Origin of the sequence: Buttiauxella agrestis, from assembly GCF_900446255.1 — a bacterium.
GTDB lineage: Bacteria > Pseudomonadota > Gammaproteobacteria > Enterobacterales > Enterobacteriaceae > Buttiauxella > Buttiauxella agrestis.
On the sequence record NZ_UIGI01000001.1, the window covers coordinates 1,065,194 to 1,088,354 of the forward strand.

Here is a 23,161-nt window from a genome sequence, read left to right on the forward strand (position 1 = left end):
GGCCGGGCGCCTGGATTATCAAGGAGAGGGCGTTCTCTCCTTGATACGTTCACCGTTTTCGGGAAATAAAGAGATAACTGAACACACGGGTGAACGGAAAATCAGCGAGGCTTAAAGATCTCACCCTGACAAAATTACCAGGGCGAGTTGTGACTAAGAGACAGCCCCGAGGGAGAAGGCCGGGGTGAGGGCGATAAACTACATACGCATACCGATCGCTAAACGGTTAAACGCATTCATCAGGCTCGCCGTAAACGTCAAATCACTGATCTCTTGTGCCGTAAAGAATTGCAGCAGCGGCTGATACACCGCATCTTCCGCCCCTTCGGTAATCAGCGTCACCGCTTCGGCCCAGGCCAGCGCTGCACGCTCTTTGTCGCTGAAGTGATTACTCACCTTCCAGCCTGCAAGGGCATCCAGTTTGGTCTGCTCCACGCCATCTTTGCGCAAGGCTTTAGAATGCATTTCCAGGCAATAGGCGCAGCCGTTAATTTGCGAGACGCGCAGGAAAACCAGTTCAATCAGAGTTGAGCCGAGCGAGCTGGATTCCAGACCTTTCAGTGCCTGAAGCATTGGCTTAAACACGGCAGGAGAAAGGTCGTAGTAAGGTTGGCGTAATTCAATCATGGTTTTATTCCTCGTGTTGGTATGCCGATAATTTAGCACTATGATGGACTACTAAAGAGAGCCATAAATTAACTAATAAAGCAGGCCATAATGGCAAAGTCGATCGAACCGATAGTAAGCGCTCACCACGCAATCCCGCGTTACCAGCAAATAGCACGGCAACTAAAACAAGCCATTAGTGATGGGGAACTCGCCGCCGGTAGCCGCCTGCCTTCCAGCCGGACAATGGCGCTTGAACTTGGTGTCGCGCGGGCAACCGTCGAAAATGCTTATGGTGAATTAGTCGCGCAAGGTTGGCTGGAAAGACGTGGCCAGGCGGGAACATTCGTTAGCCCGTCCGCCACCAGTGGAGCCAATAATCTCGCGACGCCAGCCAGCCAACCACAAGGCGCACCGCGCCCATTCCAGATGGGATTACCGGCTCTGGACGCTTTTCCTCGCGCACTCTGGTCGCGCGTTATGGGGCGACGACTGCGCCTGCAAACGCGTTTCGATTTGCTCTTGCCGGAAGCGAATGGCGAATCGACATTGCGCCAGGCGATTGCAGATTACCTGCGTTTTTCGCGCAGTATCGACTGCCAGCCAGAACAGGTTTTCATCACGTCAGGATTTCAGGCCGCCATGCGTCTGGTGGCCCATACGCTGGCAAAACCCGGAGATGGCATCTGGCTGGAAGATCCCGGCTACCGCTATGTGCGCCCGGTTTTTGCTGAAGCGGGAATGTCGTTGCATCCGGTTCCGGTCGATAGCGAAGGGATGCACATTGACTACGGCATTAACCATTTCCCGGATGCTCGTTTTGCATTGCTGACGCCCGCGCATCAAAGCCCATTGGGGGTTGCGCTGTCGCTTAATCGCCGTCACCAGTTGCTCGACTGGGCAGCGGAAAATCAAAGTTGGGTGATAGAAGACGATTATGACAGTGAGTTTCGCTACCACGGCAAACCGCTGCCACCGATAAAAAGTCTGGATGGGCCGCAGCGCGTTATTTATGCAGGAACATTCAGCAAATCGCTCTTTCCCGCGCTACGCGTTGCCTGGCTGGTGGTGCCGCAGCAACAGGTCGAGGCATTCTCGCAACACACGCATTTCTTGCCCTGCACCGCGCCGTTACTTGTTCAGCAGACCATTGCCGATTTCCTTCGCGAAGGCCACTTCTGGCGGCATCTGAAAAAGATGCGGTCGTGCTACAGCGAGCGGCGGTTATGGCTCGAACACGCACTGCAACAGCAGGGGTTTGATGTCGTTCCCCAGGCGGGAGGTATTCAGATGGTGATGCGTGTAAACGGTGATGACCGTGCGTTAGTTGCAAAAGCGAGGGCATCGGGGCTTGCGGTGCAGGCGTTAAGTGACTGGCGCATAGTTTCAAACGGGGAAGGGGGAATATTGATGAGTTTTACTAATCTGACATCGCAGGCCATGGCGCTGAAAGCCGCAAAACAGTTACGTGACGCGATAGCGTGACCCCAGAAACTAAAAACCCCGGGCTGATATCACCCGGGGTCAGACGCATATTTATTATCACTACACTTTATGAAAGCCGAAGTGACTCTGTAACAGTCAAACTGACTATCGACGCGACGCTAACAGAGCGCCGATGAAAATACCGACAGCGGCGCTAATACCCACGCTCTGCCACGGTTTATCGCGGACATAGGTGTCGGCGCAACCGACCGCGTCGCAGGCGGCCTGTTTGACTCGAGTGCGACCCTGAAGGCGAGCGCGCGTCTCTTTCAATAGAGACTCCGCTTTTTTGCGGGCGGCTTCCCCTTCCTCTTTAACATCGCTACCGAATGATTTAAGAACCTCTTCCAGCGTATCGGCCAGTTGGTTCACGTCATGGTTGATATCGTCAACACCTTCATCTACATCATTTCGATTTACTCGGTTAAACATTGTTTTCTCCTTTTTGCGATGTACTTTTCAGTGTAGACCATAATTTTTAGTAATGACTGAGTTCACGCTCTTACCTGGTCTTTATGGACTAATCTGAAAGCGTTGCTAATGCTGGTTATTGTAAGGTTGCGCTGCAATAGAAGATGACGAGGAAAAATTATGTATTTACGACCTGATGAGGTGGCCCGCGTTCTTGAAAAAGCCGGTTTTACCATGGATATCGTGACACCAAAAACCTACGGCTATCGCCGTGGCGAAAACTACGTTTACGTCAATCGCGAAGCGCGCATGGGGCGCACCGCTCTGATTATTCACCCAACATTAAAAGAACGAAGCCAGACCCTTGCAGATCCTGCGACCGACGTGAAAACCTGCGACCATTACCAGCAATTTCCGCTCTATCTGGCGGGTGAAACGCACCAACATTACGGCATTCCACATGGTTTTAGCTCACGCATTGCGCTGGAGCGTTATCTTTCAGGCTTGTTTGGCGAGCACTAATTGGAAGAGGCGTTGTGGTGAGCCACGCCTCCATACTGCTAAATATCAAACTCCCGCTTTTGCATTCCGATAACCACTGATGCGGAATAAGCGGCGGCAATAATCGAGAAAATAGCCGTAAGCCGCGCCCATCAGCATTGAAACCACAATATTCGAGCTGACCGCTGCGACGATTTGGTTCCAGTCCGCACCCACCGACCACAGAATGACGACATAAACGGGTGACTGAAACGTAATGTAAGCCAACACATCGGCGAGATTCTTCGCCCAGCTTGCGTTGCTGTAGCGTTTGGTGAAACGCATAAATGCATCACGATAAAAGCCATACGGCCAGGCAATCAAAATATTGACCGGAATAGCGACCAGACGCGAAGAGAGTGACTGTTCAAAGCTCATGCCTGAGAGAAATATCTCAATCACCATGTTCACAACCGAGCAATACACTACCATCGCGAAAGTATCAGCGACGGCATGGCGCAAGCGTGACTCAGGAGAAAACATTATTCTGGCTCCGAACGGAAAGTAGCGATAAACACTGAATTAACATGTTAATTACAGTGTGAATGGTCAGGTTGTTGATCGTGAGTAGGTTATATCTCTGCAAGTAAACAGGCAATTAGCGATAAATTTTTATTTAATCGCATTTGGTCGATAAAATGCGCTAAATGAGACATAACAGGCAGTGTTTCCTGATTTTGTCGCTCCACTATTGTTTTTTTATTTTAAATCATAGGGTTAAAAATTCATTTGTTGCCGATGTTTTTGGCTTTCTCTGGCCAGAAAAAACGTTATATAATTATTTATATAGCGATGTGGAAAACAGGAGCATTTAAGTGGAAAACCATTTTGGTAAGGGATTGATGGCAGGGCTTAAAGCCCGTGAAGCTGGCAGTGTCACCATTGTGGCTCGCTTCTGCCCCGACTATAAGCGCGGGTTTGTGCTTGGATTCACCCATCGCATCTCAGAGCAGACCGGCGACCGCCAGCGTGCGGCATGGGAAGCGGGCGTTTTGACGCGCCGCTACAATCTCGATAAAGAGCTGGTGGCTGACTTTTTTAAAGAAGTGAATGCGGACACTGCGGTGAAATGCTTCTTCGCAGGATATGAAAGGGGTTACTGATTTTTCGGCGTATTCAGGCGGAAAAAAGTACCCGCCTGAATAAATGGCCTCTAGCAAACACCGAAATCACCGTCTTCTTTATATAGCGCAACGTCTTCAGCTTTTAGTGTGACGGTTTCACCGGTCAAAATACTTCTGGGCGTGCAGAACAACATATCTCCCTGGACATCCAGAACTTCGTATTTCGGGCCGCCTTTTTTCGGTTGCACCAAATCGCCTGCTTTAAACACGCTTGTTTTAGACATAGCCAACCTCGTTATGATGAACATCTATAAGGTTAACCATAGTCGAAAGCAGTCGAGTTAACGCTGATTCCAGGGCATTTTTTCCAGTAAGCGAGCCATACCGCAAAAGCCACTGATCCCTGCAAACAGCAAGCCCGCACCGACAAAACCGGACAGTAAAAAGAACCCCTGATGAATGCTAAAGCCGAGTACCACACCGGCCAGCACCAGTGACCCTGCGGCGATTTGCACCTGGCGCATTAACGGCAGGGGTTGTGATTTATCCGCATGTATTTCCTGCCCGTCTTTTTTCCAGGCATTAAGACCGCCCTCGAGCAGAAAGACTTTTGCCGGTGCTACGGCATCAACCAGCTTCTGCGCATTTTGCGCAGTTCGCGCACCAGACTGGCAATGAAAAATCACGGTATCGAAGGGATCGAACGGGCCGAGGCGGTCGCCATTTTCAATAGCGGAAAGCGACAGTAAATGGGCCTGCGCAATATTCTCGCGGGCATATTCATCACGTTCACGGATATCAATCAGCGCGGCACCTTGCGCGACCAGAATCCTGGCTTGTGCCGGGGAAATACTCTCAATAGTCATGCTGCTCCTTGCTGCCACTCAGTAACCTTACACGCGCAGATAATCCCCCGATTTTGACGTGGCAGCAAATAAACTAGCGAAAATTCTGATCGTATAGCGCTGGAATATTCAAAGGAAACGGCACAGCAGGTCCGCTTTATCGGTCTGTTCCCAGCTAAAAATATCGCGTCCAAAATGGCCGTAGGCCGCGGTTTGCTGATATATCGGTTGCAGCAAATTCAACGAGCGAATTAACCCATGTGGGCGAAGATCGAAAAACTCGCGAATAAGCATAATGAGTTTTTCATTATCCAGTTTCCCGGTACCGAATGTTTCCACCATGATAGAAGTCGGCTCTGCAACACCAATGGCATAAGAAATCTGAATTTCACAGCGGTCAGCTAAGCCTGCGGCAACAATATTTTTGGCGACGTAGCGGGCAACATACGCGGCTGAACGATCCACTTTTGAAGGATCTTTACCGGAAAATGCACCGCCGCCGTGGCGCGCCATACCACCGTAAGTATCAACAATAATTTTGCGACCCGTCAGCCCGCAGTCACCCATTGGCCCACCAATGACAAATCGACCGGTTGGATTGATAAAATATTTGGTATTACGCGTTAGCCACTCAGGCGGCAAAACAGGCTTGATGATCTCTTCCATCACGCCTTCACGCAGAATTTGCTGAGTGACGGCTTCACTGTGTTGCGTGGAAATAACCACGGTATCAATACCGATTATTTTGCCGTTCTCATAAGCAAAGGTGACCTGGCTTTTCGCATCAGGGCGTAACCATGGCAATAAACCGTTTTTGCGCACTTGCGCCTGACGTGCCATTAAACGGTGAGCAAAGGTGATAGGTGCGGGCATTAACGCATCGGTTTCGTTGGACGCATATCCAAACATAAGTCCTTGATCACCCGCGCCTTGATTCGCTTCATTGTCACGATCTACGCCACGATTAATATCAGGAGACTGTTTGCCAATCGCACTTAAAACCGCACACGTGTTGGCATCAAAACCCATTTCTGAGCTGTTATAGCCGATGTCGTGAATCGTGCGACGCACAATCTCTTCTATATCCACCCACGTGTCGGTGGTAATTTCCCCACCAACTAAAACCATGCCCGTTTTTACCAGCGTTTCACAGGCCACGCGTGCTTTGGGGTCTTGTTCAATAATCGCATCGAGAATGGCATCAGAAATTTGGTCGGCTATTTTGTCGGGATGCCCTTCAGAAACAGATTCTGAAGTGAATAATTGTTGTGACATACGAAGATCCTTAAATTAATAACGTAGTGATTCAGTCGGGATAATGAAAATTTCAGCGATAAACGTACATGCCGCCTTCGACGCCGCGGCTAAATAAGACTTGCCAGAGCTGAATATCACGCGCACGGAAAGCACCCGCGCATGTCATCAGGTAATAATTGAACATGCGTTTAAACGACTCGGAATAATTATCCTGAATCTCTGGCCAGAAACTATTAAAACGCTGGTGCCACGCCATTAATGTCAGGTCGTAATCCGAGCCGATATTGTGCCAGTCTTCGACGACAAAATATGGCTCAGATGCGCTGGCGATTTGTTTTACCGAAGGCAGACATCCGTTAGGGAAAATATATTTGTTAATCCACGGATCGACATTGGTATTTGATTTATTTGCTCCGATGGTATGCAGTAGGAACATTCCGTCCGGTTTAAGGCAACGGTTCACCACTTCAAAATAGGTATCGTAATTTTTTGGCCCGACATGCTCGAACATGCCGACGGAAACGATGCGGTCAAAATGACTGTCGAGGTCGCGATAATCCATCAGCTTGATGGAGACATCCAGCCAGGTGCAACGGTCCTGCGCCATTTTCTGCTGTTCTTCCGAGATGGTCACGCCAGTCACATGGACGTTGTAATGTTCGGCGGCGTACTCCGCCAGACCGCCCCAACCGCAGCCAATATCCAGCAGTTTCATACCGGGTTGAAGCTGCAATTTTTCGCATAACATTTTTAATTTTGCTTCTTGAGCCTGGCGTAAGTTAGCGGCTTCTTTCCAGTAACCGCAGGAATACTGCATATACGGATCGAGCATTTTAGCGAACAGATCGTTGCCGATATCGTAATGCTCTTTGCCGACAATCCAGGCACGTTTACGTGTCTGTAAATTAAACAAACGCATCCCGGCGATGCGAGCTAAATCCCTGAAGTTTTTTGGTGCTTTCTCATCGAGTTTTGCACGAAGGATTTTCTCGAATAACACTTCCAGTGCAGCGCAGTCCCACCAACCTTCCATGTAGGATTCACCCAGGCCAATAGAACCTTCCTGCAAAACTCGTTTATAAAAGTCAGGATTGTTGACTTGAATATCCCAGCGGCGGCTGCCGTTAAAACGGACATCAGCCTGATTTACAAGATCTTCTGCAATCCGATACCAGTTGTCTTTGTGTACAACAGGTGCATTTTCAACTTCAACACTCATATCTCATCCTCAGTAAAAGCCTAAGTCAGTTTTCTACTCGACTATCAGAACTCGTTTATATTTCGTTAAAAGGGCGGCCAGGCGTTCCACGTTTTCCACAATTTCGGTGGCGACGCCATGGACATAAAGTTTGTCGCGGTAAATACAAATATCCTTTTTCAGGCGCTCGATATGCAGACGCCGCGCCGGTTCATCTTCCGCCTTCAATATGAGCTGCGCGGCTTCACGCAGGCGCTCATGAATCAGAGATAAATCTTCGTCCTGGGGTAATTCGCACTCAAGACTTCTGAGACGCGGAACCATGCCAGAATTGCCCCCATTTCCGGGCGCAGATAAATGGCGCTGACAATGGTTAGTGCGGTGATGCCTGCAAGCCCCAACGCGTAAGAGTTTTCGATGCGTATTACGGTGGCGGCATAACAGCAAACTCCAGTCCATACCGCGCCTATTATTAACATTGTGAGCGGAGACCAGATAAACACCCAGACGATAATCAGCGCGGATGAGCAGCCGATTATTGTTCCTGCAAAACGTAATAATCCACGATGGCGCAGCGCTCCAGTTAAGGGTTCGCCGCCTGCAATAAACGCCGGAGCGGTGGTAATAATAATTGCAGTCACTACCGCCCAGCGCGGCATATCCAAATCAAATCCAATCCAAAACCAATAGCCAAAGAAAGCGCAATGGCAAAAGTCAGTTTGAAAGCGAAACGCAAATGATGTAGTGATATGCGATAAAAAGGACGGCTCATTAACGGGGGTCCCGGGTTGTTATTAATTCACAATTCATTGTTAAGAAAATACAGGTATTTCAATTTGTTCTTTTATTTTAAAAATAGCTATCCCGCTCGATTTAAATATATCCGAGTGTTGATTGGGTTAATCGTTATTTAAATAGGGTCATTAATCTGCTGGGCTTATGAATTAATTATCGCAGCAAACACGGTTTGTGTATCATGAAGGGATGCCAAGTTGTGTCGATCAAGCGTCAATTTAGGTGGGATAGATGGTTAAAGCAAAAAAGATACTGCACTCGTTCCGCTACGAAGGCGATGCTGAAGGGGCTAAACTCGCTCGTCCCGTTTTCTTCCGTTCGTTTATGCTAGCTGAGAATGTGCAATCCGAGCTTCATTCTCACCCTTTCATTCAGTTCCACTATGCGCGTGAAGGCTCCTTATACATTTCCGTGGAGAATAATTCGTACATCATTCCGGCCTGCTACGGTTTGTGGATACCGGCTTTTATGCCTCATAGGGTGCAAACCGCCAGTGAAGTGATGCTGGAAAACCTGGATATTGACCCTGACTATTACGCGTCCACGGGATTTAAAGCCGAACTGAAGTTAGTGACAGTCTCTGATTTTGCCCGCAGCTTCATCCACCATGCTACGCATACTATCCCTGAATTTTATGATGCCGATGGCAAAGAAGGGCGGCTGGTTTCCACATTGATCGATGTGCTAAACGATCTCCCGGCCGCAGGCTTTGCCATGACCTGGCCTACGGCACCGGCACTGCTGGAAATGTGTCAGATAATCAGTGAATCACCAGATTTACCGCATTTAATGGAAGACTGGGCTGAGAAAGTGGGTATGTCGCCACGCACCTTTTCACGACATTTCATCAAAGAAACGGGCATAACGTTTAGTAACTGGAAACAACGGCATCGTTTGCTGCATTCCATTATTTTATTACGCCAGTCGCGCAGCGTGACCGAAATTGCATTAATGCTGGGATATGGCAGTACATCAGCTTATACCTACGCATTCCGCCAGTTATTTGGTGTTTCACCTTCACGCTATGAAGCCGCACCTCCACCACCGGATGCGATTTTATATGATTAAAACTACGGATAATAAAAAACCGGAAATCAGAGAACATTTCCGGTTTTAGTTTTTTCTAATCTATCAGAACGAAATACGTCTGTAATTCTGATATTCGGGTTTCCAGAACATATCCTCTAGCTTATCTTCTAATTCAGATTCCATCATTCTTGTTGCCACACCATCTTCTGCCCCGGCAAGTGCAACGGCAATGGCAATTTTCTTAGATATTTCATGGATATTGGTCAGTTCAGGTAACAGCGCGCCATGTGGGTCTTTGAGTAAAGGTGATGAGAGCGCAAGGACTTTACTGGCGGCCAGGAACATATTTTCGGTCACACGTTTAGCATTTGACAGCAAAACTCCCAATCCAAGGCCTGGGAAGATATAAGAGTTATTGCACTGGGAAATAATGTGACGATGGCCTTTGTACATGACCGGCGCGAATGGGCTTCCCGTAGCAATGATTACATTACCTTCGGTCCACTCAATAATATCCTCAGGTAACGCTTCCACGCGGGATGTTGGGTTCGATAGGGGGAAAATAATCGGCGTGGAAGCGCAAGAATGCATCGATTTAACCACTTCCTCCGTAAACAGACCAGGTACACCGGATACCCCAATTAATATCGATGGTTGAATGCAATTAATCAGCGCCGCGATATTTTTGCCATCAGGCGAAAACGGCAAGGTTTCTCTTGCATGAGCGAGTCGATACTGGAAATCAGTTAATGCAGGTGTATCTTTTAATACCAGGCCATCTTTGTCGACAAGGAATATATGGCTTCTGGCAACGTCCTCATCGACTCCATCAGCTTTAAGCGCAGAAACAATGAGTTCGGCAATACCGCAACCTGCGGATCCTGCTCCCACGAACATAATACGTTGATCAGAAAGTGATGTCTTATTATGCAGGCAAGCCGCGAGAATAGAGCCTAATGCGACGGCCGCTGTTCCCTGGATATCATCATTAAAACAACATAATTTATCCTGATATTCTTTGAGCAATGGTGTGGCGTGTTGCAGTGCAAAATCTTCAAACTGCAACAAAACGCCAGGCCAACGGCGTTCAATTGCAGAAACCACAATATCAATAAACTCAAAATATTCTGCTTCTGAAACGCGCGAGTGGCGAGCACCCATATACAATGGATTGTTTAATAACTCTTTATTATTGGTGCCCACATCTAACATGATAGGGAGACACTGGTGTGGCGCGATGCCGCCGCATGCGGTGTACAGAGACAATTTTCCGATAGGAATGCCCATCCCACCGATTCCCTGGTCACCCAGCCCAAGAATGCGCTCACCATCGGTCACGACAATGATCTTAATATCATCACTCAGGACATTTCGCAGGATGCTTTCAATATTGTTGCGGTCCTCCCAGGCGATAAAGACGCCTCGGTTTTTACGCCATATCTCTGAAAAGTGTTGGCAGGCATAGCCCACCGTCGGGGTATAAATTAACGGCAGCGAAGCCTCAATGTTAGATGTGATGTAATGATAAAAAAGAACCTCATTTGTATCTTGCAGGTTACGCAAAAAAACATGTTTGTCTTCATCAGTAATGAAGTTATTTAGCTGGAAACGTATCCGATCGCTTTGCTCGCCTATAGTTTCTACAATGGTCGGGATAAGCCCATGTAAATTAAATTCATTACGTTCACTATCACTAAATGCGCTTCACTTATTAAAGGTCGTGTTACTTAGCAGGGATTGCCCGGAAAGATGGGTGTATCGCATTTTACTCTCACTTGGTTTAATGGCTGACTGGTGAACATTGCCGGGAGGTATATTCCTAATTATTTTTTGATGCAAGTGAGCTAAATGACTCCTCGAATAGCTTATTCAAATAGGTTATATGCTTTTCGCAATACTGAAATGGTTGAGAATAATAAAAACAAAAAACTAACAACTATAATTCTCAAAGAATTTATCTGAAACAATGTGCTGCACAAAAGAAACAACATTAAGACAGGTGTATTATTTTAAGGCGAAGTGCAACAAAATATAACTGGAAGGTGAGCGTTTATTTAATCAACAGCAGTAGCACCTTTCATTATGTGGAGTATTAATTTGCACTGGTCAGCCTGCACGCATAGCTAATGCTTTACTGACGACAACATTGTGCACTTTTTTGTCTATTGCGCTTTTAACGCTATGTCCATTTTTGTCTATTTCAGGGAATGTATTTAATATTTTAGTGGGCGTATGATTAATATTCAGAATAAATCCCTAAGTTGATGCATTTTTATTTTATAAATGTATCCCGTGGTTACTTTAACGGCTATCTAACTGTATTGCGAGGATGTCATCAATATGTTTAAAAAAATCTCTTTTCACATTATCCCGATACAAATTTTTCTTGGTATCTTTTGGTTTAAAAACGGATTCATTGATAAGGTTTGCGGTATTTTCAATGGACTGATGTCGCCAGAAACGGCTTACCATGGGGATACCTGGGCAGGCTGGAAGGAGTATATCGTTGGTACCTGGGACAAGAGCCAGGTGGGTCATATTGTATTAAGCCCGCTGTTTGATGCACTTTTCCCGGTCTTAATTATTCTTCAGTGCCTTCCTTTCATCTTCATTATTGTTTCTATTTTGAAACTGGAGTTTTTGACAGATGCCAAAGCCCGTCCATGGTTGATGAAGAGTGCTGTAGCTTCATTATTTGTTACCAGCGTGATGTTGTTTAGCCAGACACTGTCCGGCGCAAGCGATGGTGAATATCTCTGGCATCTTCTGGCTGCGGGAATGGTTCTGATCATGTATATCAAAAATATTAATACGATCACCGGCAAAGCATAAGCACTGCGCTGTAAATTAAGCGCCTATCAGACACAAAAAAGCCCGCCTGATTTACACCTGGCGGGCTTTCAATTTCATTATTCGTATTGCTGATCGCGCTCTTTGGCTGCTCGCTGACGGTCGTAATATTCATCTTCTGCTGTGATGATCTCATCCATCAGAGAATCCATATCCACGTCATGCTGTTCTTCAACGAAGAGACCGGTTAACACGGTTTCTGGCGTGAGCTTTCCATCTTCATACAACGCCCAAATTTCTTTCGCATATCGCGTTTTCAATAATTGCGGGGCGAACTGGCCATAGTATTCGGTGATGTTATTCACATCGCGTTCAAACATGGACTCGGCGTGGTTATTGGCGGCGGCGTCAACGGCTTGTGGCAAGTCGATAATGACCGGGCCGTGGGCATCGAGCAGCACGTTAAATTCCGATAAATCACCATGCACCAAACCTGCGCACAACATGCGTACGATATTGCCGATCATGGTGTTGAAATCCGCAATCGCGCTTTCTTCGTCGAGGGTGACGTCGCTCAGACGTGGTGCGACTGCGCCGTCAGCATCGGTGACCAACTCCATCAACAACACACCGTCGATACACAGGTAGGGCTGCGGCACGCGAACCCCCGCGTTTGCCAGACGGAACAACGCCTCGACCTCTGCCGTTTGCCAGGTTTCTTCCTGTTGCTTGCGCCCGAACTTCGAGCCTTTTTGCATAGCACGAGCATTACGGCTATTCCGGACTTTACGCCCTTCCTGGTATTGCACCGCCTGCTTAAAGCTACGTTGCGTCGCTTCTTTGTACACTTTGGCGCATTGGATTTTGTCACCGCATAAAACAGTGTAAACGTCAGCTTCTTTACCGCTTTTCAGGCGCTGAAGAACATCGTCTATCAGCCCGTCATCAACCAGCGGTTGGATTCTATTTGGGATTTTCATGCCGCTTTATACCTTATTTCTGACGCTTTTCGTACCAATAGCACCGTTGAGGATACGAGAAAATGTGGGAGATTTTCAGGCCGCATCGGTAGGAATACCGTAACTATATGTATTTTATTGCTTGTCCGCAGGTGAGCATTTAATTGAACAGGTGCCATGAAATGAACCTAGCCGATAATTGTGATCCCCAAGCGATCCATTATCTGTATTACCTGATAATTATCCAGCTTAACGCCTTGTAAATCGGTGCCTCGCACGTCCAGGTCACCCAGTTCTGAATTGGTCAAATCGCAATGGGTAAAATTGGCTGCGCGCCAGTCAAATGAAGAAAATTCACCGCCGGAGAGATCGGAACCGCTAAATGTCGCGCCGAGTATCTGAGCGCCATTCCAGCGGTTTTCCCATAGCTCGCACTTCTCAAGCACCACCTTTGAAAAGTTGGCGTAGCTCAAGTTGGTTTTGGTGATATAGGCACTGCAAAACCAGCTGCGAGTTGTGATCATATTCATAAAACTTGCGCCGCGAAAGTCCGCGCCCTGCGCCCGACACTCGCGGATTTCAATACCCAGTGCGCTGGCGTTTCTGAAATCTGCCATTGATAAATCACAGCTTTTGAAGGCCGCATCTTTCAGGATTGCCCGGTTAAAATTGCCACCTTGCTGGCTTTCTCTGTCATAAAACTGGCAGCCAATAAACTCGGTACCGGTCAGGTCCGAGCCTGAAAAGTCACAATTAAAGAAAGTGCTGTTCTCAATTTTCGCACCGGTAAACTGATTACGACCCACTTTTTCGCCATTCAAAGCCAGATTCATTGCAATTAACCTGTTTATTTATACAGTCAATGATTGATTGTAACTGAATTGAGAGAGGGGGAAAACGGTTTGAGGGACGTTTTTTGTATGGAGCGTTGCGCCACTCGCAATAGACTGGTGAATGGCGCCAATCGTTTATTTCGGATGACGTGCGCGCATTAGCCTTGTGACAGGCGCGTGGGTCTGCGGATCAAAATAGCGGCTCGGCCAGATGGTTTCGGCGGGCACGCCAATCGCTTTGCTTATTAGCAGTTCCCCTTTTGCCCACGGGCGTGTCAGTGCGTTGGCGAGCGTCGATGAACTTAAACCCGCGGCGCGGGATTCGGCTGCCAGTGAGGTGCCTTTTTTACGCAGTGCGGCGATGATGTCGGCTGGGTGCCAGTCCTGAAAGGGCAGGAAAGTGGGGCTGTGTGAAAGTGTCATTTACATCTCCTTGTAGTGATAACGACTACCACCGGAGCTGCGAAACTCTTTTGGTGGTAGCTCAGACAAGGTTCGCAGTACCGGCCTACAAGGACACCGGCCAGCCCGAAGGCTGCCCTGCCTGAGCCACCATTGAAGTTGTGAGTACAGTTTTTGAACTGTGCATCCAACAGGTGTGCGGAGACATTCACACTCAATGTAGAACATTAAGTGATCCTTGTAGGTTTGACCGGGCTGCGAAACCCGGCTGCGGATTTTGCCGCAGCGGTGGCGACTATATCGTAAATCAAAGATGTTAACCAACCCGCTAATAGACGGAATGCGAGTTGTTTTCCAAAGAATTTTTCTGCGTTGCAGGAATTGCAAGGGAGTCGCGCCAGTCGCAGGCTGCAAGCCGCAGACATATAACAAAAAGTTTAATTTTATTATATGGATAGGTTCATATAATCCGTTAACAAATTCACAACAGGTTAACGCGATGAAAATTTTAGCGGCTTCTATCCTCTCCTTGATCAGCTTCAGCGTACTTGCAGCACCCGAAGGAACGCTTAGTGTTCATATTCTCAACCAACAGACTGGTTTACCTTCGCAAGGCGTAGTCGTCGAGTTGGACAAACAAGAGAGTTCTTCCTGGAAGCACCTTGCGACTTCGAAAACGGATACCGGCGGCAGAATCAAATCACTTTTCCCGGACGCTGGTGATATGGAACCTGGCATCTATAAAGTGACCTTTAAGGTGGGGGATTATTTCAAAGCAAATAATCAGGAAACATTCTTCCCGTCAGTTCCTGTGATTTTTAACGTCACAAAGACGAATCAAAAGCTCCATATCCCTTTGCTGTTGAGTCAATACGGTTACTCAACTTACCGGGGGAGTTAAGATCAGTTATCGTTAATTGCCTGAGTTTATTGATGGCCACTGGCATTTGCTGGTGGCTTTTTTATGGGAGGGAATCTATTCCGATCACAATCTTAACTAGAAATCTGTCATGGTTATAATTGAATGTCGTGATCCGATGCGCATTTTAAAGATATTTACCCTGGAAAAAGCTCACTGCTGAGATTGTTCCTGCTTCGAGAAAATCAATAAATAAGATATTTCATTTGAAAATCTGTGATGCTTGTTCATTTAATTATTAATAATGCTAAATTACATAACTTTACATTTAATGCGTAAAAAAATACAAAAAATATACTTTCCCTTACATTTTTTGTGTGTGATATTCAGATAGCACTTTTTGCACAATTTAATTGAGAGGGATTTTATGTCTGGAATCAGAGAATTAAGTTTTGATGAGATTGCATTAGTAAGCGGTGGTAGCGCGAATGGTCAGGATGCGGGTGAACGCAGCAACTACGGGAATAATAATGCCCGAACTAGCTACGGCGGTCAGGCTAACGGTTTTCAGCCTAACTATGCAGCAAGCGGACATGGCTTACTCGATGGTGTATCCCGTGACTGTTTAACTTCTATGGCTATTGGTACTGCAAATGTAGTTGCCGCAGGTGCAAGCCGTAGCATTACTGGTTTTGGCACCGCAGCTGCATCAGCACTAAATGATATTGGTAAAACCTGTAACGATAATAATTCACGCAGTGGGCCTCCGTTTCATTAAATGTATTGAATGTTAAAATGGGAAGTATAATGAATATTAGCAATTGCATAAGATTTTCAGTGAAGGTTATTATAGGGTGCGTGCTTATATCATATTTATTTGAAATTACTGGATATAACCATGTGAATAACTTCGTTAACAAACTAGCTTTGTCATTATTTGTTACTTATGGCTCAATTAAGCTAGCAAAAGAAATATATGATTGGTCACTTTCTCTTTTGAAATGGTTAACTAAATCGCCAGTTTCAAAACCTTTTAATTAATTAAAAATAAATAGTTAGTGAGTTTGTCTCACTAACTATTTACAGTGGTTTCATGCCTAGCCTTCAAGATAATCACAAGAGTTAGTTATTTTGCAGTCATAGTTTTCCTTTAAAGAAAACAAGAAAATTATAAATGAAAATGAGTCTGTTTCGAAAGGAAGCTGTAGACCATCAAAACGATGCAGGACATGGAGATATCATTATTCCGACATCGTTTGGTATATCGTTCAGCGCAACAGCAACGATCGGACTGATAGCTTTAATTTTTACTTTCCTTTATTGGGGTCAGTATACCCGTAAAGCACACCTGTCCGGCATTGTAATGCCCTCAACCGGGCTGATAAAAATAACACCTCAATATCCCGGATACATCACGGACTTAACGGTTTCGGAAGGTCAGCACGTAGCTGCCAGCGCCCCTCTTTATCACATCAGTGGTGAACGCTATAACGGGCAAGGAGCTGGAACGCTGGCAGCCATGAGCCTGTCACTGAAAACACAGTATTCGATGCTGACTTCACAGCAGACACTCGAGCAGCGTGATAACAGTCAGCAACAGCAGGCCACCCGGCAACGCATTTCCTCCCAGCAGCCACAGCTAAAAAGTGCAGAAGAACGTCTCACTCATGCTGAACATCAGGTGCAGTTATCCGCTTCCGTTATGAGTCGCTATCAGAAACTCGTCGCCACCCATTACGTTTCAGATATCGAGTATCAACAGAAACAAATCGAGGTCTCTGCAGCACAGGAAAACGTCGAAAACCAGCGTCAGCAGCTTCTACAGCTACACACCACGCTGGATACGGCCGAAGACGATCTGAAGCACCTCATCACACAGGGCGAAAGCCGGCAGGCAGAGCTCGACAGACAACTTCAGGGGATCCGACAACAACAGCTTGAGCTGGCGGGCCAGGCAAATTTCACACTGACCTCACCAGTATCCGGCACCGTGGCCGCCATACTCGTCAGACAGGGGCAGTCAGCCAAAGCGGCAGAGCCGGTCATGACTCTGATACCGGATAATGCCCGCCTGCAGATAGAACTCTATGCATCCAGCCAGCATGCCGGCTTTATCCAGCCGGGGCAGCGCGTGGCCCTCCGGTTTGCGGCTTTCCCTTACCAGAAGTTCGGTGTTCAGTATGGAACTATCCGCGAAATCAGCCGGACGACGCTGACCGCCTCCGATTTACTCTCCGTATCCCCGGTAACCTGGAAGGAAAACGAAGGCCACTATCGTGTGATTGTGGTGCCTGAACATACGTTTATCCTGGCTTACGGGCGAAACGAACCGCTGAGACCCGGCATGACCCTTGAAGGGGATGTCAGCCTTGATACCCGCCACCTGTGGGAATGGCTGACCGAGCCACTCTGGAGCCTTAAAGGAAAACTGTAATGGATGTACTGAAATGGACGGGAAGAAAGCATCTTCCGGTGATCCGCCAGACGGAATCGGCCGAGTGTGGTTTAGCCTGTCTGGCGATGCTGGCCTGCTGGCACGGTCTGCAAACCGATTTACCCACACTACGTGAACGTTTCAGCATTAGTACGCAGGGAATGACCCTTCAGCGTCTCATAGAGTGTGCTTCCGGTATTCGCCTGTCTCCCCGCGCTGTCAGGCTTGAGCCTGACGATCTGAAATCCCTGACGCTGCCCTGCATTCTCCACTGGAACATGAACCATTTTGTCGTGCTTAGCCAGGTTCGGGGAAACAAGCTGGTAATACACGATCCTGACCGGGGAAAACTCACACTTTCCCTCCGAGAAGTGGGTAAATACTTTACCGGGATCGCCGTGGAGATGACGCCAGCTGGCGATTTTTCGCCACGTAATGAAAAGAAAAAAATCCGCCTCCGCCAGCTCACCGGGAAAACCCCCGGTTTATTTCCGGCAATGTTACGGATCATCGTTTTTGCCCTGGCGCTGGAAATATTAGCGCTTGGTACCCCTTTACTTAACCAGATGGTGATTGATGAAGTGCTGGTTGCGGCCGACCAGAGTCTGCTGACCATTATCATTATCGCCCTGCTGCTGCTGTCCCTGACACAGCTGCTGTTATCACTGGCCCGCCAGTGGGCCAGTATCACCTTATCCGTCAATTTTAATATGCAGTGGACCGCCCGGGTGTTTCATCATCTGATACGCCTTCCCCTGACCTGGTTCGATGCCAGAAGCAAAGGGAGTATCAGTGCCCGCTTTGACGCTGTAGATACCATACAGCAGGCTTTAACCACACAGATTCTCGAGGGGATTCTGGATGTGCTTCTTGTTGTGACATCCCTCGGCATGATGTTGCTGTACAGCCCGGAAATGACACTGATAGCCGCTGTGGTGTCTGTTATCTATGCCCTGCTGCGAGCGCTCTGGTATCCGTCTCTGCGACAGTCCGCAGAAGATACCTGGGATGCCGGTGCCCGGGAGTCCGGCCATTTTCTGGAAACCCTGAACGGGATCCTGAGCCTGAGGATCAACGGTGTGATTGCCCAGCGTGAAGCCGCCTGGCTTAACCTCAATGTCACACGCAGGAACACGCAGCTACGTCAGAACAGACTGACCATGTGCTATGACATTGCACATACGCTGACAGCCAGTCTGGTATCCGCGATTATTCTGTGTAAAGGGGCCGGTGAAGTCCTTAACGGGACATTTACGGTCGGCATGCTCGTTGCTTATTTATCCTATCAGGGGCGTTTTTCTGCCAGCATCAGCAGCCTGACAGACAAATTTTTTTCGTGGCGCATGCTGGATATCTATAATGAACGGCTGGCCGATATTGTGATGAGCCCTGCGGAAGGGCATCAGCCACATGACGAGTCGCTTGATAACAACATGCATGACATAACACCGAAAGTTCAGAGGGTTGTCTCAGATGAGACACTTCCCCCGTTGTCGCTGGAACACATTATTTTCAGCCATAAAGGCAGTAATACTCAGATTATCAGTGATATATCACTGACTCTGAATCCGGGTGAGGTCGTGGCCATCACGGGGAAGTCCGGTTGTGGGAAATCGACACTGGTCAAACTTATCCTGGGTATTCATACCCCTGACGAAGGTGTGATCCGGACTTTCGGTATTCCTCACAACCATCCGGATTATTTTCAGGTTCGCCAACGGATCGGAACGGTACTGCAGGATGATCACCTCTTCCGGGGCTCTGTCGCGGACAACATCATTTTCTTCAGTGAAGAGCGCTGTCAGGAACGCATGATGCAGTGTGCCCGGCTTGCACTGATTGACAGCGATATTATGGCCATGCCAATGGGTTACCAGACATTAATTGGTGAAACCGGTGGTGGGCTTTCAGGAGGACAAAAGCAACGGATCCTGCTGGCCCGGGCATTGTATAAGCAACCCGGTTTTTTATTGCTGGATGAAGCCACCAGTCATCTGGATGTGGAAAGCGAAATCATCATCAGCCAGACACTGAGACAGTCCGGCATATCGGTGCTGCTCATTGCCCACCGACCAGAAACACTGGCTTCTGCTGATCGCATCCTCATTATGGATAAAGGCACTATTTTTCAAGAAATCGCAGGAAATCACACATTCATTGTTAGAAAAAAATGAATAGTATTTTAGGTTCGGCGGATTAGATTTCCTTTTATCGCAGACACAAAAAAGCCCGCTTAACTTTCGTTAAGCGGGCTTTCGACTTCATCATATGGCTCTGGTAACCACTGACGGAGATTTTGGTGGGCTGGGGGAATCTGAATAATTCTCTTAATTTCTTGTTTATATTGAATTTTTATTAATTCAACTTTCAATGGTATACCTAAGCGTATACCAATGGCGTATCCCAGTGAGTCTGATGTTTGTTTTTCAACCAGTTTACGTTGTTCATACATTTTGAATTTCAGAAAAAAACTTTTTTTTGGTTTAACTACTCACTCTGTTCACCATGAGTATTTATGTTTTAAAATCATATTGTTAGGTGATGATTAGACGGTGAAGGGTGAATAATCCATTCTTCACCCGATCAGAAGGTATTCTCTAGCTAAAATGCGTTCTGAGCTTAGTTCAATCAAAATATTTAATGCTAGGTTAAGTCTGTTTTGTGATTTTTGTTATTGATTTATTTATGTTTTTTAGCTCGGAAACAATCTTGCTTCCTGAGCTATTATCTCCCGCTGAATTTCTTGCGAAAGAATGAACTTCAAGATAACTAGTATTTACAATGGCGGATTTGCGGAAAGACCTACTATTTGCTTTGTAAAAGGTTGTCTTAACACTGACGACTTCACCCTTAAGCCAATCTTTCAATCCTTGATAATTTCCTAGCATGGATACTCTTGATGCGCCGGGGGCCAGGAAAGGAATTCCAGTGATTAAGGCTCCCTCAGTCATTTCTGGAGGTAACTCGCCAGCATATGCTCTCTGAGGAAGTTTTTTGTCTGTACTAAACTTGACGTCCTTAGCTGGACTTTTACCAATATTTTTAATAACAAGATTGATAACAGTTTTAGCATCTTTATCTTGTTCAAGATAAACGATTATGTCAGGGCTTGAATTGTCTTTATATATTAAGTAACTGATAAATGAAGAAATTATTGCAACTAGCATCATCAATAAATTAACTATCAAACCGCCTGTTTGAATACTATCCATTTAATAATTCCCGACGTTTTAAAAATGTAGTTATTTTAATATGTTACCTCTGTAAAGCACAAAATACGATCCTAAAAAAACCGGCTTGTGCCGGTTTGTCAGGTTAAATCGCGAGTGTGTCATCGCACTTGGGTAGCCAGTCGGAGTTACTTTCATCCGTCAGCGTGATGTTAGTTTGTGTCCCCTGTCGGGTATGGCGTTTCTCGTAGTTCACCCCGTACTCTTTGAGCATCATCGGCAGTCCCAGCCCGAACATTTTCAGGCTCAGCACATTCTTGTAGCCGTTCGCCTCCATATAAGTCAGGTAGGCATGGTAAAGATAGTTACGGGGCTGTCGCGGGACGATATTGGCGTTACCCATATACATGCCGTTCGGCTGTTCCAGTGCTTCGAGGTAGCCGCAAAAATCAAATACCGGATCAGCATCGCGCTTGATGTTAATCGCCTCGTCAGAGTTCTGCTGTGCCTGGAGCAAGTTGCGCGCCGTCGCCGGTTGGCTGAACTGCTGCATAAGCTGGCGCACGATAACAGCCAGCTCCCGCGAGATTTTATCCCTGAGTTGCGGGTCGCGTTCTTCCGGGGCAATCTGCTCCGGGAAATGCAGAATGACACGACGACGGGAAACACCGCCGCTGCGGTCGGTAAAACGCATCGGGTTGTTGTTCACGGCCAGTATCACCGCCGGGATATGCGTCGAATAGGCGTCGCGGTATTTCGGGTCGACTGAGACCGCATCCCCGCCGGTGATGGCTTTAATCCCGGCACCGTCACCGCTCCATTTCTCCTGGTCAGGAAGAATAATCAACGAGTAGCCAATGACCGCCGCACGTTCGCGGGATGATTCCAGCGTCTCGATGGTGGCTGAGGTGGTGTTGTCCTTCCCGGCGAGCATAGTGGCAATTTCGGCCATGATACTTTTCCCGCTGCCCCCTGGTCCGGTCACTTCGAGAAATAGTTGCCAGTCGTAGCGGTTCGCCAGCACCATAAACAGGGCGGCGAGAATAATGTCGCGCTTCTGTGCGTTCCGTCCTGCGGCACGGTCGAGCCACTGCCAGAAATGGGGTGCATCGCGCTCCAGCGTTTCACCGGCCACCGGCGGGGTGAAATCCACATCACACAGGGTGCGCAGCCAGTGCGTTTTGCTGTGCGGATTAAAGATGCCGCTGGTCGTATCGAGTACGCCATTACGAAAACCGATTAAACGCCGTGCCGGGGCTTCGTGCTGGGCGAGAATCAGTTTCAGCGTATCGACCACCGCCGAGATTTTCCCCGATGAGAAACCGGCGCCGATACGCTGGAACAGTGCCGCCACATCGCGGGCAAACTGCGTGGACGGCAGCACTTTCCATGCCCCGGCGTCATAGCGGGAAATAATCTCGCCATTCGGATCAACCGCCAGCGCGTGGCCGTAATGCTCTGATACCCGCATCGCCTTTTCACTGGTACTCATGGCGGTAAATTCGGCCTCGCTCATTTGCTCGAACGGGCTGACCGCCGGTGCTTTTACGGTTTCCTGCAATGCGCTGCGGGTAGCTTCTTCCCCGTGCTGCATAAATGCATCATTCCAGTCACCAAATACCGGCGGCAGCGCGACAATTCCCTGACAGGCACTGGCGGCGGCTGCGGCTTTGGTCTGTCCGTCGCCGTTGAGGTCACGGTCGGCGGCAATGATGAGCTGCTGCGCCGGGTGGCGCTCCCGGACAAGGCTTGCCAGAGAAAGAAGGTTCACGGACGAAAGCGCCACCAGAACGGTATCGCCGGTGAGCTGGTTCACCGTCAGGCCGGTGGCGTAACCCTCCACTAACCAGAGCCGTTTTGAGGCGGTGTTTTTCCCCTCGATGGTGTGGCAGGTGCCTTTCACCTGACCGCCTTTGAGCGTGCGTTTGGTGCCACCGGCGTTGATGAGCTGGAGGTTAACCAGTTCCCCCTCCGGGGTGTGCAGCGGCACAAGCACATCACCGGCGCGGTAAGTGATGGTCGCCACTTTATGCGTGGTGGTCAGCACCTGACAGGCTCGCTGTGCTAACCCCTTGCGGGTGAGATAGGCATTGCCGGTGGTCGTGCGGCTCGCTTCCAGTAAACGGGCGGCCAGCGCGGCGGCCTCTTTCATCGCTTTCTCGCTGTCCGGGGCACTGGCGACTTCATCCGCTGGCACCGGCGGCAGATTGCCGGTCACGCTGTTGACCTGGCTTGCCGCTTCCGCAACCGACACGGCCAGCGCTTTTGAGACCAGACTCAGGCCGTCACCGGCTCCGCACTGGTTACAGTACCAGGTGCCGCGCCCGTCTTTGTCGTCAAAGCGAAAACGGTCTTTACCCTGACACACCGGACAGGGCTGATGGCGGTTAAGCACCACATTCACGCCCAGCGCCGGGAGGATGTGCGGCCACTGACCTTTAGCGGCGTTCACGGCTTCGGTAACTTTCATGTTCATTGTTTTTT

General features: G+C 48.2%; 25 protein-coding genes and 1 pseudogene. 9 read left to right on the forward strand and 17 right to left on the reverse strand.

Annotated elements, in window-relative coordinates; genetic code table 11:
* Positions 1-198: 198 nt before the first annotated feature.
* The gene (locus DY231_RS05090) at positions 199-627 is read right to left on the reverse strand and encodes a carboxymuconolactone decarboxylase family protein (protein WP_115627512.1); all 429 of its coding nucleotides are present in this window, start codon (positions 625-627) and stop codon (positions 199-201) included.
* Positions 628-759: 132 nt separating this feature from the next.
* Between DY231_RS05090 and pdxR the strand changes: the two genes are divergently transcribed.
* Positions 760-2,091 carry a MocR-like pyridoxine biosynthesis transcription factor PdxR gene (gene pdxR, locus DY231_RS05095; RefSeq protein WP_115631769.1) on the forward strand — a complete coding sequence of 444 codons (1,332 nt, stop codon included), beginning with the start codon at positions 760-762 and terminating at the stop codon, positions 2,089-2,091.
* A 105-nt stretch (positions 2,092-2,196) separates the two neighbouring features.
* Here the strand turns inward: pdxR and DY231_RS05100 are convergent, their stop codons facing one another.
* Positions 2,197-2,523: an ElaB/YgaM/YqjD family protein gene (locus DY231_RS05100; protein ID WP_034497868.1), complete on the reverse strand. Its 327-nt coding sequence runs from the start codon at positions 2,521-2,523 to the stop codon at positions 2,197-2,199.
* Positions 2,524-2,682: 159 nt separating this feature from the next.
* Here DY231_RS05100 and DY231_RS05105 point away from each other — a divergent pair, with 159 nt between their 5' ends.
* Complete coding sequence (locus DY231_RS05105) at positions 2,683-3,024, forward strand: DUF2002 family protein (RefSeq protein WP_034497867.1); 342 nt, start codon at positions 2,683-2,685, stop codon at positions 3,022-3,024.
* 45 nt (positions 3,025-3,069) lie between these two features.
* Here the strand turns inward: DY231_RS05105 and alaE are convergent, their stop codons facing one another.
* On the reverse strand, positions 3,070-3,525 hold the full coding sequence (alaE, locus tag DY231_RS05110) for an L-alanine exporter AlaE (RefSeq protein ID WP_115627513.1): 456 nt from the start codon (positions 3,523-3,525) through the stop codon (positions 3,070-3,072).
* A gap of 332 nt (positions 3,526-3,857) precedes the next feature.
* Between alaE and DY231_RS05115 the strand changes: the two genes are divergently transcribed.
* A complete protein-coding gene (locus tag DY231_RS05115) occupies positions 3,858-4,145 on the forward strand; it encodes a DUF2623 family protein (protein WP_115627514.1) in 288 nt (95 codons plus the stop codon).
* 50 nt (positions 4,146-4,195) lie between these two features.
* Here DY231_RS05115 and DY231_RS05120 read toward each other — a convergent pair whose 3' ends face one another.
* The 6 genes from DY231_RS05120 to DY231_RS05140 form a co-directional block, all read right to left on the reverse strand.
* Positions 4,196-4,375 (reverse strand): GDFGVC terminal motif YodC-like protein, encoded by a 180-nt coding sequence (locus tag DY231_RS05120; RefSeq protein WP_034497878.1) that lies wholly within the window; start codon positions 4,373-4,375, stop codon positions 4,196-4,198.
* Between the two features lie 72 nt (positions 4,376-4,447).
* On the reverse strand, positions 4,448-4,972 hold the full coding sequence (locus DY231_RS05125; RefSeq protein ID WP_115627515.1) for a rhodanese family protein: 525 nt from the start codon (positions 4,970-4,972) through the stop codon (positions 4,448-4,450).
* Positions 4,973-5,080: 108 nt separating this feature from the next.
* Positions 5,081-6,226 (reverse strand): methionine adenosyltransferase, encoded by a 1,146-nt coding sequence (gene metK, locus DY231_RS05130; RefSeq protein ID WP_115627516.1) that lies wholly within the window; start codon positions 6,224-6,226, stop codon positions 5,081-5,083.
* Between the two features lie 52 nt (positions 6,227-6,278).
* Positions 6,279-7,427, reverse strand: coding sequence for a cyclopropane fatty acyl phospholipid synthase (cfa, locus tag DY231_RS05135; RefSeq protein ID WP_115627517.1), 1,149 nt, complete (start codon positions 7,425-7,427; stop codon positions 6,279-6,281).
* Between the two features lie 33 nt (positions 7,428-7,460).
* The gene (locus DY231_RS25120; RefSeq protein ID WP_147295629.1) at positions 7,461-7,730 is read right to left on the reverse strand and encodes a hypothetical protein; all 270 of its coding nucleotides are present in this window, start codon (positions 7,728-7,730) and stop codon (positions 7,461-7,463) included.
* Positions 7,670-8,065: an FUSC family protein gene (locus DY231_RS05140; RefSeq protein ID WP_115627518.1), complete on the reverse strand. Its 396-nt coding sequence runs from the start codon at positions 8,063-8,065 to the stop codon at positions 7,670-7,672. The genes DY231_RS25120 and DY231_RS05140 overlap by 61 nt, the downstream gene beginning before the upstream one ends.
* Positions 8,066-8,432: 367 nt before the next feature.
* Between DY231_RS05140 and DY231_RS05145 the strand changes: the two genes are divergently transcribed.
* Positions 8,433-9,269, forward strand: coding sequence for a helix-turn-helix transcriptional regulator (locus DY231_RS05145; protein WP_051873734.1), 837 nt, complete (start codon positions 8,433-8,435; stop codon positions 9,267-9,269).
* 63 nt (positions 9,270-9,332) lie between these two features.
* Here the strand turns inward: DY231_RS05145 and DY231_RS05150 are convergent.
* Positions 9,333-10,922: pseudogene (locus tag DY231_RS05150) on the reverse strand (NAD-dependent malic enzyme); the annotation flags it as partial.
* A 648-nt stretch (positions 10,923-11,570) separates the two neighbouring features.
* On the opposite strand from DY231_RS05150, the gene DY231_RS05155 reads away from it, so the two are divergent.
* Positions 11,571-12,062 carry a hypothetical protein gene (locus tag DY231_RS05155; protein WP_115627519.1) on the forward strand — a complete coding sequence of 164 codons (492 nt, stop codon included), beginning with the start codon at positions 11,571-11,573 and terminating at the stop codon, positions 12,060-12,062.
* A gap of 77 nt (positions 12,063-12,139) precedes the next feature.
* On the opposite strand, the gene DY231_RS05160 is transcribed toward DY231_RS05155, so the two are convergent.
* The 4 genes from DY231_RS05160 to DY231_RS25550 all read right to left on the reverse strand — a co-directional run bounded on the left by DY231_RS05160 (position 12,140) and on the right by DY231_RS25550 (position 14,422).
* Positions 12,140-13,000: a PA4780 family RIO1-like protein kinase gene (locus DY231_RS05160; RefSeq protein ID WP_115627520.1), complete on the reverse strand. Its 861-nt coding sequence runs from the start codon at positions 12,998-13,000 to the stop codon at positions 12,140-12,142.
* A 167-nt stretch (positions 13,001-13,167) separates the two neighbouring features.
* Entirely contained in the window at positions 13,168-13,812 is a 645-nt protein-coding gene (locus DY231_RS05165; protein WP_115627521.1) for a Qnr family pentapeptide repeat protein, read from the reverse strand.
* 135 nt (positions 13,813-13,947) lie between these two features.
* Positions 13,948-14,235, reverse strand: a complete 288-nt coding sequence (locus tag DY231_RS05170) for a helix-turn-helix domain-containing protein (protein ID WP_115627522.1) — start codon at positions 14,233-14,235, stop codon at positions 13,948-13,950.
* 85 nt (positions 14,236-14,320) lie between these two features.
* Positions 14,321-14,422 (reverse strand): ash family protein, encoded by a 102-nt coding sequence (locus tag DY231_RS25550; protein ID WP_115627523.1) that lies wholly within the window; start codon positions 14,420-14,422, stop codon positions 14,321-14,323.
* 291 nt (positions 14,423-14,713) lie between these two features.
* Here DY231_RS25550 and uraH point away from each other — a divergent pair, with 291 nt between their 5' ends.
* From uraH to DY231_RS05195, 4 genes are all read left to right on the forward strand, one after another.
* Complete coding sequence (uraH, locus tag DY231_RS05180) at positions 14,714-15,115, forward strand: hydroxyisourate hydrolase (RefSeq protein WP_115627524.1); 402 nt, start codon at positions 14,714-14,716, stop codon at positions 15,113-15,115.
* A gap of 385 nt (positions 15,116-15,500) precedes the next feature.
* Entirely contained in the window at positions 15,501-15,851 is a 351-nt protein-coding gene (locus tag DY231_RS05185; protein ID WP_115627525.1) for a hypothetical protein, read from the forward strand.
* Between the two features lie 402 nt (positions 15,852-16,253).
* Entirely contained in the window at positions 16,254-17,507 is a 1,254-nt protein-coding gene (locus DY231_RS05190; RefSeq protein ID WP_115631770.1) for an HlyD family secretion protein, read from the forward strand.
* Positions 17,507-19,681 (forward strand): peptidase domain-containing ABC transporter, encoded by a 2,175-nt coding sequence (locus DY231_RS05195; RefSeq protein WP_115627526.1) that lies wholly within the window; start codon positions 17,507-17,509, stop codon positions 19,679-19,681. The genes DY231_RS05190 and DY231_RS05195 overlap by 1 nt, the downstream gene beginning before the upstream one ends.
* Positions 19,682-19,740: 59 nt before the next feature.
* Here DY231_RS05195 and DY231_RS25190 read toward each other — a convergent pair whose 3' ends face one another.
* The 3 genes from DY231_RS25190 to DY231_RS05210 form a co-directional block, all read right to left on the reverse strand.
* Positions 19,741-19,959 (reverse strand): hypothetical protein, encoded by a 219-nt coding sequence (locus tag DY231_RS25190; RefSeq protein WP_172588653.1) that lies wholly within the window; start codon positions 19,957-19,959, stop codon positions 19,741-19,743.
* 196 nt (positions 19,960-20,155) lie between these two features.
* Positions 20,156-20,719 carry a DUF8453 domain-containing protein gene (locus DY231_RS05205; RefSeq protein WP_115627527.1) on the reverse strand — a complete coding sequence of 188 codons (564 nt, stop codon included), beginning with the start codon at positions 20,717-20,719 and terminating at the stop codon, positions 20,156-20,158.
* A gap of 103 nt (positions 20,720-20,822) precedes the next feature.
* Positions 20,823-23,153: a primase-like DNA-binding domain-containing protein gene (locus tag DY231_RS05210; protein ID WP_115627528.1), complete on the reverse strand. Its 2,331-nt coding sequence runs from the start codon at positions 23,151-23,153 to the stop codon at positions 20,823-20,825.
* Positions 23,154-23,161: the final 8 nt, after the last annotated feature.

Excerpts from the sequence above, each read along its gene's own strand:
- cfa (WP_115627517.1), bottom strand. The coding sequence starts at position 7,427 with ATGAGTGTTGAAGTTGAAAATGCACCTGTTGTACACAAAGACAACTGG.
- DY231_RS05125 (WP_115627515.1), bottom strand. The coding sequence starts at position 4,972 with ATGACTATTGAGAGTATTTCCCCGGCACAAGCCAGGATTCTGGTCGCG.
- DY231_RS05185 (WP_115627525.1), top strand. The coding sequence starts at position 15,501 with ATGTCTGGAATCAGAGAATTAAGTTTTGATGAGATTGCATTAGTAAGC.
- DY231_RS05090 (WP_115627512.1), bottom strand. The coding sequence starts at position 627 with ATGATTGAATTACGCCAACCTTACTACGACCTTTCTCCTGCCGTGTTT.
- DY231_RS05145 (WP_051873734.1), top strand. The coding sequence starts at position 8,433 with ATGGTTAAAGCAAAAAAGATACTGCACTCGTTCCGCTACGAAGGCGAT.
- DY231_RS05170 (WP_115627522.1), bottom strand. The coding sequence starts at position 14,235 with ATGACACTTTCACACAGCCCCACTTTCCTGCCCTTTCAGGACTGGCAC.
- DY231_RS05165 (WP_115627521.1), bottom strand. The coding sequence starts at position 13,812 with ATGAATCTGGCTTTGAATGGCGAAAAAGTGGGTCGTAATCAGTTTACC.
- metK (WP_115627516.1), bottom strand. The coding sequence starts at position 6,226 with ATGTCACAACAATTATTCACTTCAGAATCTGTTTCTGAAGGGCATCCC.
- DY231_RS05205 (WP_115627527.1), bottom strand. The coding sequence starts at position 20,719 with ATGGATAGTATTCAAACAGGCGGTTTGATAGTTAATTTATTGATGATG.
- DY231_RS05140 (WP_115627518.1), bottom strand. The coding sequence starts at position 8,065 with ATGCCGCGCTGGGCGGTAGTGACTGCAATTATTATTACCACCGCTCCG.
- DY231_RS25120 (WP_147295629.1), bottom strand. The coding sequence starts at position 7,730 with ATGGTTCCGCGTCTCAGAAGTCTTGAGTGCGAATTACCCCAGGACGAA.
- DY231_RS05105 (WP_034497867.1), top strand. The coding sequence starts at position 2,683 with ATGTATTTACGACCTGATGAGGTGGCCCGCGTTCTTGAAAAAGCCGGT.
- DY231_RS05195 (WP_115627526.1), top strand. The coding sequence starts at position 17,507 with ATGGATGTACTGAAATGGACGGGAAGAAAGCATCTTCCGGTGATCCGC.
- DY231_RS05100 (WP_034497868.1), bottom strand. The coding sequence starts at position 2,523 with ATGTTTAACCGAGTAAATCGAAATGATGTAGATGAAGGTGTTGACGAT.
- alaE (WP_115627513.1), bottom strand. The coding sequence starts at position 3,525 with ATGTTTTCTCCTGAGTCACGCTTGCGCCATGCCGTCGCTGATACTTTC.
- DY231_RS05160 (WP_115627520.1), bottom strand. The coding sequence starts at position 13,000 with ATGAAAATCCCAAATAGAATCCAACCGCTGGTTGATGACGGGCTGATA.
- DY231_RS05155 (WP_115627519.1), top strand. The coding sequence starts at position 11,571 with ATGTTTAAAAAAATCTCTTTTCACATTATCCCGATACAAATTTTTCTT.
- uraH (WP_115627524.1), top strand. The coding sequence starts at position 14,714 with ATGAAAATTTTAGCGGCTTCTATCCTCTCCTTGATCAGCTTCAGCGTA.
- DY231_RS05190 (WP_115631770.1), top strand. The coding sequence starts at position 16,254 with ATGAGTCTGTTTCGAAAGGAAGCTGTAGACCATCAAAACGATGCAGGA.
- DY231_RS05210 (WP_115627528.1), bottom strand. The coding sequence starts at position 23,153 with ATGAACATGAAAGTTACCGAAGCCGTGAACGCCGCTAAAGGTCAGTGG.
- DY231_RS25190 (WP_172588653.1), bottom strand. The coding sequence starts at position 19,959 with ATGTATGAACAACGTAAACTGGTTGAAAAACAAACATCAGACTCACTG.
- DY231_RS25550 (WP_115627523.1), bottom strand. The coding sequence starts at position 14,422 with ATGTCTCCGCACACCTGTTGGATGCACAGTTCAAAAACTGTACTCACA.